This window comes from Clostridium sp. N3C (genome assembly GCF_900095445.1).
GTDB lineage: Bacteria > Bacillota > Clostridia > Clostridiales > Clostridiaceae > Clostridium_AU.
In genome coordinates this window covers 1-16,212 of the sequence record NZ_FMJL01000037.1, presented here as the reverse complement: position 1 = coordinate 16,212, position 16,212 = coordinate 1, and the positions used below count along the sequence as shown (strand labels likewise).

General features: G+C 30.8%; 19 protein-coding genes and 1 tRNA gene. 14 read left to right on the top strand and 6 right to left on the bottom strand.

Annotated features, from left to right (window positions below; translation table 11 throughout):
• Positions 1-3: 3 nt before the first annotated feature.
• The 3 genes from rimI to tsaE are packed head-to-tail and all read right to left on the bottom strand — an operon-like array spanning position 4 to position 1,608.
• Complete coding sequence (gene rimI / locus N3C_RS10455; RefSeq protein WP_074365978.1) at positions 4-450, bottom strand: ribosomal protein S18-alanine N-acetyltransferase; 447 nt, start codon at positions 448-450, stop codon at positions 4-6.
• Entirely contained in the window at positions 443-1,150 is a 708-nt protein-coding gene (tsaB, locus tag N3C_RS10450) for a tRNA (adenosine(37)-N6)-threonylcarbamoyltransferase complex dimerization subunit type 1 TsaB (protein WP_074365977.1), read from the bottom strand. The genes rimI and tsaB overlap by 8 nt, the downstream gene beginning before the upstream one ends.
• On the bottom strand, positions 1,147-1,608 hold the full coding sequence (tsaE, locus tag N3C_RS10445) for a tRNA (adenosine(37)-N6)-threonylcarbamoyltransferase complex ATPase subunit type 1 TsaE (protein WP_074365976.1): 462 nt from the start codon (positions 1,606-1,608) through the stop codon (positions 1,147-1,149). Before tsaE ends, tsaB begins: the two co-directional genes overlap by 4 nt.
• A 154-nt stretch (positions 1,609-1,762) precedes the next feature.
• On the opposite strand from tsaE, the gene N3C_RS10440 reads away from it, so the two are divergent.
• The 12 genes from N3C_RS10440 to N3C_RS10385 all read left to right on the top strand — a co-directional run bounded on the left by N3C_RS10440 (position 1,763) and on the right by N3C_RS10385 (position 12,012).
• A complete protein-coding gene (locus tag N3C_RS10440; RefSeq protein WP_074365975.1) occupies positions 1,763-2,680 on the top strand; it encodes a metal ABC transporter substrate-binding protein in 918 nt (305 codons plus the stop codon).
• A 135-nt stretch (positions 2,681-2,815) separates the two neighbouring features.
• A tRNA-Trp gene (locus tag N3C_RS10435) sits at positions 2,816-2,891 on the top strand.
• A 304-nt stretch (positions 2,892-3,195) separates the two neighbouring features.
• Positions 3,196-3,717, top strand: coding sequence for a hypothetical protein (locus tag N3C_RS10430; protein ID WP_074365974.1), 522 nt, complete (start codon positions 3,196-3,198; stop codon positions 3,715-3,717).
• Positions 3,699-4,358 (top strand): transposase, encoded by a 660-nt coding sequence (locus N3C_RS10425; protein WP_306345595.1) that lies wholly within the window; start codon positions 3,699-3,701, stop codon positions 4,356-4,358. Before N3C_RS10430 ends, N3C_RS10425 begins: the two co-directional genes overlap by 19 nt.
• Before the next feature lie 776 nt (positions 4,359-5,134).
• Entirely contained in the window at positions 5,135-5,554 is a 420-nt protein-coding gene (locus tag N3C_RS10420) for a hypothetical protein (protein ID WP_143312657.1), read from the top strand.
• 426 nt (positions 5,555-5,980) lie between these two features.
• Positions 5,981-6,835 (top strand): hypothetical protein, encoded by an 855-nt coding sequence (locus tag N3C_RS10415; protein ID WP_074365971.1) that lies wholly within the window; start codon positions 5,981-5,983, stop codon positions 6,833-6,835.
• A gap of 362 nt (positions 6,836-7,197) precedes the next feature.
• Positions 7,198-7,713 (top strand): FMN-binding protein, encoded by a 516-nt coding sequence (locus N3C_RS10410; protein WP_207648620.1) that lies wholly within the window; start codon positions 7,198-7,200, stop codon positions 7,711-7,713.
• 207 nt (positions 7,714-7,920) lie between these two features.
• Positions 7,921-9,237: a hemolysin family protein gene (locus N3C_RS10405; RefSeq protein ID WP_074365970.1), complete on the top strand. Its 1,317-nt coding sequence runs from the start codon at positions 7,921-7,923 to the stop codon at positions 9,235-9,237.
• A 139-nt stretch (positions 9,238-9,376) separates the two neighbouring features.
• The gene (locus tag N3C_RS10400; RefSeq protein ID WP_074365969.1) at positions 9,377-9,571 is read left to right on the top strand and encodes an alpha/beta-type small acid-soluble spore protein; all 195 of its coding nucleotides are present in this window, start codon (positions 9,377-9,379) and stop codon (positions 9,569-9,571) included.
• Between the two features lie 280 nt (positions 9,572-9,851).
• Positions 9,852-10,043: a hypothetical protein gene (locus tag N3C_RS10395; RefSeq protein WP_074365968.1), complete on the top strand. Its 192-nt coding sequence runs from the start codon at positions 9,852-9,854 to the stop codon at positions 10,041-10,043.
• A gap of 48 nt (positions 10,044-10,091) precedes the next feature.
• Positions 10,092-10,685, top strand: a complete 594-nt coding sequence (locus N3C_RS10390) for a DUF3793 family protein (protein ID WP_074365967.1) — start codon at positions 10,092-10,094, stop codon at positions 10,683-10,685.
• Between the two features lie 73 nt (positions 10,686-10,758).
• Positions 10,759-12,012 (top strand): NAD(P)/FAD-dependent oxidoreductase, encoded by a 1,254-nt coding sequence (locus N3C_RS10385; protein WP_074365966.1) that lies wholly within the window; start codon positions 10,759-10,761, stop codon positions 12,010-12,012.
• A gap of 66 nt (positions 12,013-12,078) precedes the next feature.
• Here N3C_RS10385 and metF read toward each other — a convergent pair whose 3' ends face one another.
• On the bottom strand, positions 12,079-12,966 hold the full coding sequence (gene metF / locus N3C_RS10380) for a methylenetetrahydrofolate reductase [NAD(P)H] (RefSeq protein WP_074365965.1): 888 nt from the start codon (positions 12,964-12,966) through the stop codon (positions 12,079-12,081).
• A gap of 25 nt (positions 12,967-12,991) precedes the next feature.
• Positions 12,992-13,612, bottom strand: a complete 621-nt coding sequence (locus N3C_RS10375) for a RusA family crossover junction endodeoxyribonuclease (protein WP_074365964.1) — start codon at positions 13,610-13,612, stop codon at positions 12,992-12,994.
• Between the two features lie 154 nt (positions 13,613-13,766).
• On the opposite strand from N3C_RS10375, the gene tsaD reads away from it, so the two are divergent.
• Positions 13,767-14,789: a tRNA (adenosine(37)-N6)-threonylcarbamoyltransferase complex transferase subunit TsaD gene (gene tsaD, locus N3C_RS10370; protein WP_074365963.1), complete on the top strand. Its 1,023-nt coding sequence runs from the start codon at positions 13,767-13,769 to the stop codon at positions 14,787-14,789.
• A gap of 70 nt (positions 14,790-14,859) precedes the next feature.
• On the opposite strand, the gene uvsE is transcribed toward tsaD, so the two are convergent.
• Complete coding sequence (gene uvsE, locus N3C_RS10365; RefSeq protein ID WP_074365962.1) at positions 14,860-15,822, bottom strand: UV DNA damage repair endonuclease UvsE; 963 nt, start codon at positions 15,820-15,822, stop codon at positions 14,860-14,862.
• 181 nt (positions 15,823-16,003) lie between these two features.
• Between uvsE and N3C_RS10360 the strand changes: the two genes are divergently transcribed.
• Positions 16,004-16,212, top strand: a 209-nt coding sequence (locus tag N3C_RS10360; protein ID WP_143312653.1) for a hypothetical protein, incomplete at its 3' end; no start/stop codon positions are given.

Sequence of the window (16,212 nt, the reverse complement as noted above, 5' to 3'; positions counted from 1 at the left end):
CCTTTAAAAATTTCTTTTCCACATTATTAAAGCATCTTCCTTATTATCCTCATAATATGCCTTGCGAATACCTTCTTCCACAAAGCCAAATTTTTTATAGAGATTTATTGCTCTTTGGTTTGACACTCTTACCTCTAAGGTTATACCTATGACATTTTCTAGTTTACAAATACTTATCAAGGACTCCATTAACATAGTTCCTATGCCAAAGCCCCTGTATTCTGGATGCACAGCTATGTTGGTAATGTGGGCTTCGTCTAAGATAATCCACATGCCGGCGAAACCTACAACTAAATCATCTTTCACCGCCACCATATAGCGGGCATATTTGTTTGTAAGCTCTTTTTCAAAGGAGTCTTTACTCCATGTAATTGGAAAGCTTAGTATACTTACATTTAAAATACCTTCAATATATTTGTCTTCAATGGGAACAATCTCTATACTACTCATTACTCAACCCCATTTTTTTGTCATATTCTCTTTCAGCCTGAGACTTTCTAAGATAAATTGGAGTACTGGTGTTTAGATCCTCTTCAATACCTGATTTTAGTAGCTTTAATCCAAGTTCACCTAGTGATGAAGCTCTGGCAAAGTTAAGATGAGCAGGAGCAAAGTAAGAATTAGGAATATTGCTTTTTAAAACTTCCTTGAATTTAGCAGTACCATCACCAATAAAATAAATGGATTCTTCATTCTTTACTTTATTAATAAGCTCATCAATAGAAATTACCATATAATCTGATATCCTTCTAAGCTCTTCACCCTCAAAGGTATATAAGGCTGTGTATACATTGTTTCTTAAAGCATCTAAAATAGGGCAAATTAATCCCTTACTGTAGGCTAGATTATAGGCTAAGGCATCTAGGCTTGAAACAGAAATAAAAGGTTTTTTAGCTCCAAAACTTAAACCTTTTATTGTGGCCATTCCAATCCTTAAACCAGTAAAGGAACCAGGACCTTTAGAGGATACAAAACCATCAATGGAGTCTATATCCATATGTAGGGAAGAAAGAAGCTTATCAATCATTGGCATTAAAATTACAGAATGCTGCCTGCCAAAGTTAAAGTTGATTTCTCCTAATAGCTTGTTATCCTCGAGTATGGCACAGCTAGCAGCTTCCGTTGCAGTATCTATAGAAAGTACTCTCATAGGCTTATCTCCTTTACATAATCATATCTATTTTGGCTATAATTTATTACAACTTTTCTGAAGCTTTCTCCTTTTTCAGGAAGCTTATTTATAGTAATCCATAAAGCTTCTTCAGGAATGAGAACATCTATGTAATTTGCCCATTCTATGATGCTTACTCCAGAGCCAAAAATGTATTCATCAAAACCAATGGCTTCTATTTCATCCGGATCATTAACGCGGTAAACATCAAAGTGATTAAGTTTCAATCTTCCACTTTCATACTCATTCACAATGTTAAAGGTTGGGCTGGTTATTTCTTCTTTTACCCCTAGGCCCAGGGCTACACCTTTGGTGAAATGAGTCTTACCGGCTCCTAAATCTCCTGTTAGACAGATAATGTCACCGGCATTGCAACGCTGTCCTAAAGCTTTACCTAAAGCCATAGTTTCCTCAAGGTTTTTTATTATAAATTCCATTTAAGAGTTCACCTCTGATTAATCTTATATAACATAATGCTATTCTATATCAAAATTGTGAAAAAGAAAAGGATTTGACAGTAAAGAATTTTGCAGTTTTATGGATTTTAGTCTATAATGTAATAATAATTAGTGTATATGAGAGGTGCTAAAATTGAAAAGGGTAATAAGTTTAGGATTACTATTTATGTTATTTCTAACAGCCTGTAGTGATAATGAACAAAGGGTAACGCCTACTATTAACATCGAAGGGAAAGATATTAAAACGGAAGTAACTTTGAGAATAATTACAACTAATAAACTGTTATATAATATGGTTAAGGATATTGTAAAAGATGATCATATAGTAGATTACATGATGGCAGAAGAAGAGAGTCAATGGAAATATGAATTTACTGAGGATGCTTTGAAAAATATAGCTAATAAAGATCTATTTATATACTTTGGTGCCGGCTTTGAACCATGGGTTAATGGGTTTGAGAAAAATCTAGAAAAAGGTAATGTTTCAGTTATTAATTGCTCTAGAGGTATAAAGACTTTAGAACTAGAATACCCAATTATTTATGGAGAAGAGATTATAAAAAGCAATCCATATTATTGGCTAGACTCCAATAATTATAAAATATTATTATCAAACATAAAAAATGGAATTCAAGAAAAGGATCCGGCAAGAAGACAAGTATATGAAGAAAATTTTGAGGAAGCTATAAAAAAGCTAGATGAAGTAAATGAAGAACTTACATCTATAATAAAAGAGTATAAGGATTATACTTTTTTAACTAACACAGAAGAATTAGACTATTTCTTTAACTATTTTAATATTAATCCTATAAAGCTATCTTCAGAAGATAAAATTTTGGAAATGGAAGAACAGCTTCACCAAGAAGCTAATAAATCAAAATATATATTCTTATACTGTAAAGATGAACAGCTGTCCTATGTAGAAAACATAGTAAATAATTCAAAGGTACAGAAAGTTAAATTGTCTACATACTGCACCGATAGAAACTGTTTAGACTTATGGCAATGTAATTATAATGCCTTTAAGAGCTTAAAAGAAATAACTAACTAAATTTATAAACTTAATTTTATCCCCATATTTAAGGGGGATTTCTTTTTTGTTAAATAAATATAATATTTTATAAATAAAATTTTAAAAAGTAGTTGCCTTTTTTTTATATATGTTATATAATAATCCTTGTCACGAAGGGGTATAGCTCAATTGGTAGAGTAGCGGTCTCCAAAACCGTTGGTTGCGGGTTCGATTCCTGCTGCCCCTGCCAGTGGAAAGTCAGTAGAATTTATATTCTATTGGCTTTTTTGTTTTTTGAATAGATTTTGAATGAAAAAAGATTGGCTTTATTGCTAAATCTTTTTTACTTATGTCCTTTACATACTGATTATTTGTAAAAAACTATATTAAAATGAATATGTTGAATTAGCTAAACCTATATGGTAAAGTATGCCTAATGAGGTGATAGATATATGATTACTGTTAGAAAAATTTAAATAGTTATTGATGAGGGAGATAAAGAAATAAGAAATAGCAAATATCAGTTTATTCGTGATGCTCAATATAGTCAGTATTTGGCTTTAAATAAGGCAATAAGCTATCTCGGAATTGCTTATTTCACTGACAATATAGATAAATCAGCTTATAAAGAAGCGGTAAAAGGACTAACTAATAGTAATCCTATATTCGAAAACATAAATTTTGGCAAGGGAATAGACACTAAATCAATAGTGACAAATAGAGTAAAAAAAGATTTTAAATCAGATATAAAAAATGGGTTAGCAAGAGGTGAAAGATCTATAAGAAATTACAAAAGAACATTTCCGCTGTTAACCCGCGGACGAGATTTAAGTTTTTATTATGACGGTGATGATATAAAGATTAAATGGGTTAATAAGATTACATTTAAAGTTCTTCTAGGGCATAGATTTAATAAAAATGATTTAGAGCTTAGAACATTTCTTGCTAATGTTATAGATAAAAGATATAAAGTATGTGAAAGTTCAATTGAAATTGTGGATAAAACTTTAATTTTAAATCTTTCTGTTGATATTCCGATAAATAAAAAAATGAGTTTATTCCTAATAGAGTTGTAGGTGTAGATATTGGTGTTAAAATTCCAGTTTATGTTAGTCTAAATGATACATATTATATAAAACGTGCAATTGGTTCATTTGATGATTTTATGAGGGTTAATCTTCAGTTTAAAAAGAGACGTGAGCAATTACACCGTCAGCTAAATTCTACAAAAGGTGGAAGGGGAAGAAAGAAAAAACTTTCTGCTTTAAATCAATTTAAAGAGTTGCAGAGTAATTACAATAGAACTTATAATCATTATCTTTCAAGTCAGATTATAAAATCTGCATTAGATAATAAGGCTGGACAAATAAACATGGAACTATTATCTATGAAAGAAGCTGTTAAAGGAACTTTGTTAGATAAGTGGCCGTACTATCAATTGCAACAAATGGTTGAGTATAAAGCAGAGCGTGAAGGTATTAAAGTACGTTATGTAGATCCTTATCGTACCTCCCAAATTTGTAGTATATGTGGGCACTACGAGGAAGGACAAAGAGAAAAGCAAGAGCTATTTACTTGTAAGAATAAGGATTGCGGACGTACATTAAATGCAGATTATAATGCTAGTAGAAATATTGCCATGAGTACAAAATATATTACCACAAAAGAAGAAAGTGAATACTATAAAAATCATGTTGAAGAAATTGCAGTAAACTAAATGAATCTAAGTATATTGATAAATGCTGTATTTTCAATAGCTAAGAGGTTGTTGTCTAGAAAATGGAAAAACCTCACTAGAACTTCAATGCAAAAATAAGATTTGAATGAGGCATAAAGTCTTGATTTATCTTATTTTGAATTTGGTTATGATACAACTATATGGAATGTAAATTTTGGTATTGAAGTGTTTTTTCTTTTTATAAGGGTATGTTATGATACAACTATAAGGAATATAAAGTATTATTGCTATTGAGGACACATATGTTATGTGTTTTAGAGGAATTATATAGAAATTAGAATTTATAAGATTTCATAGAATAACTAAATTACATTCCGAAATAATTAATGATAGTTTTTTACTTTAGCGATAGAAAGTAAAAGGCTGGGGCGATTTAGCGTCCTAAGTTCGAGGCTCTCAAAGGTTTCGACCATGGAGATAAAAGCACTCGAAAAGGTTAACCCATTGCATAGTAATTCGCAATGGCATTCCAGTAAAACTACGGTTTTATGCTATCGCATAGTTGTATTTAAAAGTCAGCTTCTGCTGGCTTTTTATTTTGCTAATTTATGACAATCTCATATTTGTTGAAGTGTAAATTTATTGGTGATAGAATGAAAATATGTAATAAAGGAGTAATTTTTTTAGTAATAATATATATTAAATTTACCTACTAATTGATGTGTTTTGAAGCACATTATATTTTTTTTTGCAATTTAAATTAATGGAGGGATGTTATGAAGTAAATCTTTAATAATTTTATAAAATTTATAATAGTGGCAATAGTTGTGATCTCAAAACTTTTAATAATTCCTCATTTAATTTTTAGTATTATAGCTATAGTTGTACAAGCTTTCGCACATAAAAGAATTTCAGGTATGTTTGCTATTAGTAGAATAACAGGATCAGTTAATCAATGCATAAGTTTTAAAAATTTGTATAAAGTTTGGAAAAACGATTATTATACTAATAAAAATAAACCAAACTTAGTTATATATAAAAAAATTTTGAGAGAAAAAATAGGCTCAGAAAATATACTGATAGATGATAAATCTGAAAGTAAAGGTAGTCAACCTATAGAAAAAATCTTTCTTATGAATTCAAAAGTTATATGGAGAAATTTAATTAATAGCAAATTTTGGCGATATATATTTCGTGATGAAATAGTAAAAAAGTATTATTTTAAAGTTAATTAAAAAGTAATCAAGATTTTAATATGATAATTTAAAGTAGAAAGTGAGTTAAACTAGGACACTAAAAATAGTGTCTTTTTATTTTATATAGAAAGAAGAGAGTATTAATATCAAAACTTATGGATAAATAAATTTAATTAGCTTATAACAAATTATTTGCTGTCTTATTATGATATAAAACTTATGTAAATGTTACTAAAAAAATAAAATAATTCTATAATGGTATACAGTTCTTTTACCTTATTTTGCTTGTATTATTAGTAAAAGCAGTGATGAAATTTCTGTTAGTAAGGTATAAAATTAAATTATTATGATAACTTTCTATTCTAGATTTAAGTAAAATCTTGAAGGTTGAATGGTCTACCATAAAGTATCAGCTAAGTAGAGCTGGGAAACTATTGAAAATTAATTGAAGGGAGAGCATACATAATGTTTAATAAATTATATGAAAGTGATAATGAGAATAACCACATTAAACATGGGCTTGTAGATGATAGGGAAAAGCAAATAATGCAAGAATTTAAGAATACTTCAGTGAAACATTGGAGTTTAATTAAATATGAAGTTATAGTTTTATTATTTTGTCTTGTAGTTGGAATTTCTTATGCACTAGAGAAAGGAGAATTTCTAAAATCTATTCATTCTATACTTTCTAATAATAATTCCTCCATAGTGAAGGAGGAGAGTAAGAATGAAACTGTTACAGATGATGATAACAAGAATTCCGATAAAGATAATTCTACTATTGTTAATGAGATAGATGTAGCTAAGAAATTTATTAGTATTCTTAATAGTAAAGACATAGAATCCTTTAAACAAATGGTAAGTCCATCAGGTTTAATAGTAATAAGAAATTTTGTATCTGGGAATAGTGCAAGAGGTAATGATATTAGAAATATTTATTCTGCTGAGGAAATTCCAGAGAACCTTCAATTACCAATAAATGATGAAGAAGCTATAGATATGACTAAACTTTTTCCTACTAGCATAAAAAATAGTAGTGAAGAAATTCAGCATTTAAGAATTAAGGAGAAGAATTTTAATTTTAAAGATACAGTTAATGGAGCTGTATTGGGTCCTTCAACCAGTGAAGTATGGGAGCTTTGTGGAGAAATTCAAAGAGTAACAGATAATAAGACAGACTCAATACCATTAATTTATATATTAGGTGATGATGAGTTTGCGCTTTCAGAAGCTGAAAGAGATTTTAATACCGGTACTTGGGCTGTCTTTGAAAAAGTAGATAATAGATTTTATTTGAGAGCACTTTTAGATTTTAGATAAAATAACTGAATTTCAGTGTAAGTAAAAGTAAGTGTTAAATATAAATTCCGTCAATGTAGTGAAAACTGGCGGAATTTTTTATAAACTACAGGCTAATAAAAATTGATATTTAACAGGTTATAGACAATTATGTGATGTTATGCTAGTATATATAAGCTTAAATAATATATGTATAAAATTCTAAAAATTAGATAATATAAATAGCAGAAATCCTATTCATCTATAGAGCTTCAATGCACAAATTACTTAGAATTACGTGAATATCAAATGAGTAGCTGTTTTATATGTATGCATAAAGAATTGATAACACGGAAAAATAACTATGAGCGAAGAGTTATCAATTAATGAGGAAGGGAAGGGTTATGATGAAAAAAATTTGTGTTGCATTATCCCTTGTATTGTCTTTAAGTTTGTTTGGTTGCGGTAACGATAGTACCGAGAAAAAAGATAATCAGCAGGGAACTACTACGGAAAATAGTGATAAGGTTACAGACACTACAGACAAGGAAAAAGATATCACTGAAAGTGGCGATACAAATAAGGATGTGACAGATAATTTAAAAGATGGTACCTATGAGGCAACTGCAGACCCATGGGATTACGGACAAGAATCCGCCACTGTAACTATTAAAGATGGAAAAATTACAGATATTGTATTAAAGAGACTTACCAAAGATGGAAAAGAGGTTAACTATGATGAGTGGACAGGAGCAGAGGTAGAAGGTAAGGTAAGACCAAATTTAAAACAATTTAGAGAAGACATGGCTAAGGAAATGATAGAGGCTCAAAGTTATGATGTAGACACTATAGCTACAGCAACCGTTAGCACAGGAAACTGGAAGGTAGCGGTTCAAAGGGCTCTAGAAAAAGCAAAGTAGAAGAATTGGTGGAGGAAGGTATTTGTAAGCTGCAAGTACCTTCTTTCTTTTTTAAATAGAAAATTTACACTCCTCAGAATTATTATTAGAGCTAGTCCATACGTCCTTAAAAGTATAGGATGATGTGAATTAGTAATATGCTTCTAAGTATATATTACCGACTAAGAAAGATAATAATAATATTAGGCTTCATGGAGGTAATAATGGATGAATACAGGCGGAAGTACAATAAGGCAAATTTTGCTAATAGTAATTCTAACAGCATTAAATGCTTTTTTTGCATCAGCAGAAATGGCTATAGTATCCTTGAATAAGAATAAGATTAGGCTATTGTCCGAAGAGGGAAATAAAAAGGCAGCCTTGCTGGAAAAGTTGACAGAAGAGCCTAGTAAGTTTTTAGCTACTATCCAAGTAGGTATAACTTTAGCAGGTTTTTTTGCCAGTGCTTCTGCAGCTACTGGCCTATCAGGAAAGTTTGCGGTTTACTTAGAAAGAATAGGCCTTCCATATGCTAGTCAAATTGCATTGTTTATAATAACTATAATACTTTCTTATTTTACCTTGGTTTTTGGTGAACTTTATCCTAAAAGAATAGCACTCCAGATGGCGGAGAAAATAGCCATGTTTTCTGTTAGGCCACTTATAGCAGTATCTAAGGTTACAAAGCCTTTTATAAGACTACTTTCCAGTTCCACTAATTTATTAGTAAGAATATCAGGCATTAAAACTGAACGGTTAGATGAAAAGGTTTCTATGGAGGAAATACGGTCTTTAATAGAGGTAGGTCAGGAGCATGGAGTAATAAATGAAACGGAAAAGGAAATGATAGAAAGTATATTTGAGTTTGATAACAAAGTAGCAGAAGAGGTTATGACTCCTAGAACAGAGGTTTTTGCTATCGATATAAATTCTCACATTGATGAAATTATAGATGAGCTTACAAAGGAGAATTATTCAAGAGTTCCAGTTTATGAGGAAGAAATAGATAATATTATTGGTATATTATACATGAAGGATTTTTTGATAGCTGCTAGTAAATGTGATTTTAAAAATGTGGATATACGTAAAATTTTAAGGACTCCATATTTTGTACCTGCCACTAAAAGTATAGATGAACTTTTTAAAGAACTACAAAGATCTAAAAATCATATGGCAGTACTTATAAATGAATATGGTGGTTTTGAAGGTATTGTAACTATAGAAGATTTAATTGAGGAAGTAATGGGGAAGATTTTAGATGAGTATGATGAAGGGGAGCCGGATATTGTTAGAATAGATAATAACACTTATATTACCGATGGTTTAATAACTTTAAGTGACCTTAATGATTATTTGCATACCAATTTTGAGTCAGAGCATTCCGATACAATAGGCGGTTTTGTTATAGGACTTATAGGAAATATTCCTAAAGACGGTGAAGAAACAAGGGTAGAGTATAAAGACACCATATTTGAAATCTTGGAGGTAAAAGAAAAAAGAATAGAGAAGATAAAGATAATACTTAATAAAAGTGAAAATATATAGCTTGAGTATAATTATTACAAGAAAGGTAGCAATAATACAGGTTAATTATTTAAAAATGACAAATACTTATAATAAAGATATTTAAATTTAATTCTTTCCTCAGAACTCTACAAAATATAAAAGAAGGGAGAGGTATAGGATGGCATCAAAAGGAACAAGAAAATTAGTGCCAGAATCTAAGCAGGGACTTTATAAATTCAGAACTGAAGTAGCTAAGGAGATGGGAATTCCTTTTTCAGAATATAATGGACACTTAAGTGCAAGAGAATGCGGAGCCGTTGGGGGAGAAATGGTAAGAAGAATGGTAAAATCTTATGAAGACAAATTAAAATAATCAGCGATTATGGCAATAAAATATAAATAAGAATTATTTTCCATAAAAAACAAGTATAATTAACAAAAAGTTTATTTTTGATATATAGCAATTTAATATTTGTCTGATATTATGATAATAAGCAGTGAGTTAGTTAAGTTTTTTTTCATAATATCCCCTTTATTTTACAGCAACTGAGTTATCAGTTGCCTTTTGTTTTGCCATTATAAATCAATGACCAAAGTATATAATACCTTATTTGAGAGATAATAAACGTAAATAAATATACTGAGGTGATGTAATGGCAAAGTATGAAGAAATATCAACTAACCATATGGTAGAATATGTTGATAAGAAATATAAGAATAAGTCCATATATAGCAATAATTTTTTCAACTATGATTATTATATAGGAACTTTTACAGCATTAAATAATTCCAATATGAGCATTCCTCATTCTTATGAAGAAAGAGACAATGATTATAAACTATGATAAAAAAGACATTCCTAGGGGATGTCTTTTTCTATAATAGAAATAAATATGAAGAAGGAAATTATTTTTCAGTATTTTAAGGCATTAGAGAAATTAAAGGATGAGGAATATTTAAAGGCTGTAATAAGTTATTATATAGCACCGGTTATTGAGGGAAAAAAACCTGCCTCTATTATATCTTTAGGCAGTGGTGGAAGAAACTTAAAATTTCTTTGGCAAAAATATTTTGATAGCTTTCAAGAAAATAGTGATATTAGATGGATAACTTTAAGAGAAAGTACAAATTCAATTATAATATTAATTTATAATATAACTGTGTTAAAGGAACTCCTAGAAAGAGAAGAGATAAGGGATTTTTTTAAGGATTATGGATATAAGCACTATGAAATAGAAGGGTTGTTGAATGATATAAAAGGCAAATATAAGGATAATTGTCCCCATGAGATAGGAGTATTATTGGGTATTCCTTTAAAGGATGTAAAGGCTTTTGTTAGTGGATACAAGACACCTCTTATTAAAAGTGGTTACTGGTTGGTTTATAGTGAGGTTGAAGAAGCTCTTAGAACCTTTGACTTATATGATAGTATACGGGAAAAAGTAGCTATGAAAATAATAAGGGAAGCTAATAAGGATAATTATTAAGGGCTATTTTCTATTTAGTTTAAAAAATATATAATATATAGTAGAAATAATTATTAAAGGGGTTTTAATTTTTATGTACGATGTTGTAATAATTGGAGGAGGACCTGCAGGATTAGCTGCTGCTGTTGCCGTAGCTGAGGAAGGTATAGATAATATAATAATACTGGAAAGAGAAGAATCTTTAGGAGGAGCCCTAAGGCAAAGTGTACATAATGGATATGGTCTTGAAAGATTCAAAGAAGACTTAACAGGACCGGAGTATGCTGAAAGGTTTATATCTGCTGTAAATGATTATGGTATAGAGTATAAATTAAAAACAACGGTATTAGAGGTTAATGATAAAAAAGAAATAATGGCTGTTAATGGAGAAGAGGGAATTATAAAATTACAAGCAAAGGCTATAATTATGGCTCTTGGTTGTAGGGAAGTACCTAGGACTGCTGTCAATTTGTCTGAAGCACAGCCTGCTGGTATCTTTACAGCGGGATCTGCACAAAAATTTATTAATTTAGATGGATATATGCCAGGAAAAGATATAGTTATCTATGGATCTACTGATATAGGTCTTATTATGGCTAGAAGGTTTATTTTGGAAGGAGCTAAGGTTCATGCACTTATAGAGCCCTTAAGTTACTGTAAAGGTAGTAGAAAAAATGTAATTCAGTGTATTAGTGACTTTCATATACCTTTAAAATTGGAACACAATATAAAATATGTACATGGCAATGATAGAGTTGAAGGGGTGACCATAGTACCCTTAGATGCTGAAGGTAATTTCTTAGATCAGGGTGAGGAATTTATAGGCTGCAATACTATCATTTTAGCTGTTAATTTAACACCAGAAAATGAGTTGTTCAAGAAATGTGGAGTCAAGATATGCCCTGATACCGGTGGGGCGGAAGTAGATGAAAATATGCGCACTAACATTGAAGGTATCTTTGCTTGTGGTAATGCTGTCCATTATCATGACAGTGTGGATGATATAATTAAGGAAAGTGAAAGAGCAGGCAAAAAAGCAGTAGATTATGTGAAAGGCTTTAAAGACGGAAAGGATAAAATTCAAATATTAAAGGGGCCAGCAATAAGATACATAGTGCCTTCCTATATTAGCAAAGGTAACGTAGACAATTCTGTAGATCTAGCTTTTAGAGTAGATGCGGTATATGAACATCATAAAGTATGTGTTTATGTAGACGGCATAAAGGAAATGTGCATATCTAAGCAAATTATGAATTACGGAGACTTAGAGAAAATATCAATTCCCGTTGCTTTACTGGAAAGGTGTCAAGATGCAAATAGTATAACTGTTACTCTAGAAAAAGAATAAAAATATTTGTATAAAAATAGGTTGTAGCATAAGAAAATAAGAAATATAATGCTACAACCTACTTTTTTATTTACCTTCCAAAGTATCTCTTATGGTAGTAATATTGCTTATAATCTTTCGGCAAGTTTCTGGCCTATTCATAGTATATAGATGTATACCATCAATTCCCCAAGATAATAAATCTATAATTTGATCTGTGGCATAGGCTATTCCTGCTTCCTTTAAGGCCTCTGGATTATGTTCATACTTGTCCATGATTCTTGTAAATTTAACGGGCAATGTAGCGTTACTTAAGGATACCATCCTTTCAATTTGCTTTTTATTAGTAACAGGCATAATTCCAGCACTTATAGGAATATTGATACCGGCCTTTCTAGCCTTATCAATAAAGTTATAGAATTTTTCATTATCAAAGAATAATTGAGTAACTAAAAAGTCAGCTCCACAATCTACCTTAAATTTTAAATTTTCTATATCTCTATCTAAAGTGTCACATTCAGGATGAACTTCTGGATAACATGCACCTCCAGTACAGAAGTCTCCTATTTTTTTTATAACAGTAATAATGTCAGAAGCGTGGGAAAAAGAACTTTCTTCAAGAACTCTTTTATCCATGCCTTCCGGCAAATCACCTCTAAGAGCCATCACATTTTTAACATTATTTTCTACTAATTCCCCAATAATCTTATTAAGACCAGCATTATCTAATCCAATACAAGTAAGGTGAGCTAAAGCTTCTATATTATATTTATTTTTTACAATAGAAGCTATTTCCACTGTTTTATCTCTAGTACTACCACCAGCGCCATAAGTTACGCTTATAAAGTCTGGTCTTAGGTCCTTTAGCGCTTCTAAAGTGTTATAAATTACATCGATATTACTATCTTTTTTTGGTGGAAAAATTTCGAAGGATATTACTGGTTTCTTTTGATTAAATATGTCTTTTATTAGCATAAATAGTCCCCCTTAAAGTAAAGCTTTAAAATAATTTTTTAAGACAACTATTACATATTTTAATCTTACCGCCATTGGCAGTGACAGTGGATTCTGCTGACACATATTTTCCGCAAATACCACATTTAGTTAGGCTGTTTTTTGATTCTTCAGTAGAATTTTTTTTGATTACATTACTTTTCTTATTAGAAGGTGGCTGATATTCAATAGGCTTTTCAGGCACTTCTCTTCTATATATTTCATATTTCATACAATAGTTGCTCTCTCCAAATAATTCTAACTCAAATCTAGGATTTTTACCATCATAATATTCCTCTATAATAAGGCGCCTAATTTGTGCATCGTTTATTATAAGTCCGCTTTTTTCGATGCCATCAAAAATACTTTTGGTTATATTATTAGTATCAGGATGACGTTTAGAGCTTTTATAGTAGACTTTTAACACTGCAATTAATGCTTCTGTTAACACAACCCCTGGATTTTGCAACCTAGCGTTATAGGCAATTTCTTCCTCATAGTGTGCATATCGATCATAATATTTTCCTGAATTATTGGGAAGTATGGCACGACCATGAGTATTAAATAGTTTAAAGTTGGATTTTGAAATAGGTGATCCTTTAACGACGACTTTTGCATAATTTTCCATAACCTATCTCCCTTTTCTATAGTAGATAATTATAGTATATCATGGTTTTAAGGGATAAAATAATACCGGTTGTATATAATTTTTCTTTTGCTATAATTAAATTTATAAGTCTACAAATAGTTATATTATATTGTCAGAAAAAGAGGTAGTAATTATGTCAAAGGATGTAAAGATTCTAGCTATAGAAAGTAGTTGTGATGAGACTGCGGCGGCAGTAGTAGTAAATGGAAGAGAACTCTTATCCAACGTTATAGCTTCACAAATTGATATACATAAAAAATTTGGCGGTGTTGTACCAGAAGTAGCATCAAGAAAGCATGTAGAGGTAATCAATGCCATAGTTGAAGAGGCCTTAGAGCAGGCTAATCTAGAGTCTAAGGATATTGATGCAGTGGCTGTTACCTATGGGCCAGGACTAGTTGGGGCACTTTTAGTTGGACTTCAGTATGCAAAGGGATTGGCTTATTCATTAAAAAAGCCTTTAGTAGGGGTTAACCACATAGAAGGCCATATAAGTGCAAACTTTATTGAGCATAAGGATCTAGAACCACCCTTTGTATGTCTTGTAGTATCCGGTGGACATACTTTTATAGTACACATGAAGGATTATGGAGATTTTGAGGTTATAGCTAAAACTAGAGATGATGCTGCAGGAGAAGCTTACGATAAAGTGGCAAGAGCTTTAGGTTTAGGATATCCGGGAGGGCCTGCTATAGATAAGCTGGCAAAAGAAGGTAACGAAAATGCTATTAGATTTCCAAGATCTAATTTTCATGAGGAAACCCTAGACTTTTCCTTCAGTGGGCTAAAGTCTGCTGTTCTCAACTATTTAAACAAAATGGAAATGACAGGACAAGAAATTAATAAGGCAGATGTAGCAGCTTCTTTCCAAAAAGCTGTAGTGGATGTGCTTACAGATAATGTGATAAAAACCTGCAAAATGAAGAAAGTTAACAAGATTGCCATAGCAGGAGGAGTAGCATCCAATACTGCTTTGAGAAATAGTTTAATAAAAGCAGGTGCTGATCATAATATACAAGTGCTATTTCCAGCTCCAATACTCTGTACCGACAACGCAGCTATGATAGCCAGCGCAGCATATTTTGAATATATGAGAGGTGTACGCTCACCTTTAGATTTAAATGCTGCACCAAATCTCAAACTAGGTGAAAGATAGTAAGGGGACAGATAGCAGATGTCAGATATATGTTATCTGACATCTGTTTCAAGATTGCCCTTAACTGTTATTAAAGTATCTCAAAGGTGGAGTTGTCTATATAGTTCCAATTTTTCCTTAATCTTTTTAAGTCCTCCATAAGTTTAAATAAGGCTAAGTCTTTTTGCTTTGCTTCCAGCATAATATCAATATCTCTATCATAAACTTTACAAATCTCTATAAAGGTTATAAAGTCTTCAGCCACTATAAAATCAGAATGTTTTCGATCTAGAGGACCTTCTTTAGGACTGGAAAAATGAAATTTTGGTGGTAGCTGTTCTTTATCCCAAGTAGCTAGTATTTCTTCTAACAGATCTTCTAAAACTTCTCCATTATTATTGCAATTGTGATGATGCACATCAAGGACCATTGGCAGGTTTAATCTTTTACATAAATCTAAAGTTTCTGCAGCGGTAAATGTTTTATCATCATTTTCTAGTATAAGTCTACTGCTTATTTCAGATGGAACGTTCTCAAAATTGCTAATAAATCTATTTAAGGCTATATCTTTACCACCTTCCCCACTTCCTACATGGAGTACCATTTTTCCAAGAGGGTAGTTCATATCCTCAAAGAGATTCACATGAAATTTAAGATTATTTATAGAATTATATACAACAGTGGCTTTTGAGCTATTTATTACATTAAATTCATTAGGATGGGTATCTACTCTTAAATTGTTTTCCTTTATGAAATTGCCTAACCTTTCAAAATCTTTCTTAAATATTAATCTATAATTCCAATTATCTACTTCAGGATGAGTAGCTAAAGGTACTAGAGTAGAGGTGATTCTATAAAAGTGTATTTTTTGCTCTGCATTATAATTAAGAATCTTATATAGATTATTTAAGTTGTTTAAGGTTGTGGTTTTTAATTTTTCTAATTGCTTTTCTTCCGTTGGAAGTTTCTTGAATAAAGTATAGGTAACATTACTGGAGCTAGTAGTTTTTGGAAGGTTTAATGCGATAGCAACATAACCCAGTCTTACTCTCATGAAAACACCTCATTTCTAGAAGTCTTTCTTTGTAATTTACAGATTTAATTTTATTGTTGGCAAAATAGATAATTTAATTGCGTAAGTTATAAATACAAAAATTATTATTAATAGTTTTATAAGGTAATTATCTATGCTATTATCTTATATGTGATGATTCTTAGTTTGGGGGGATATAAATTTGAAACTTGGTTTTTCAACTAATAGTTTTCATAGATATGTTCATAGACGAAAAAAAACACCTCAGAAAGTTCTAGAGTTTACAGTATTTTTCACTATATTTTTATTATTTGTTGGATTAGTATACCAATTTATTGCGACGGAAGTGGACAAAAGTAAGTTCAAAATGAGAGGGAGTTTAATATCAGTAGGTAAATATAGAGTTTTAAC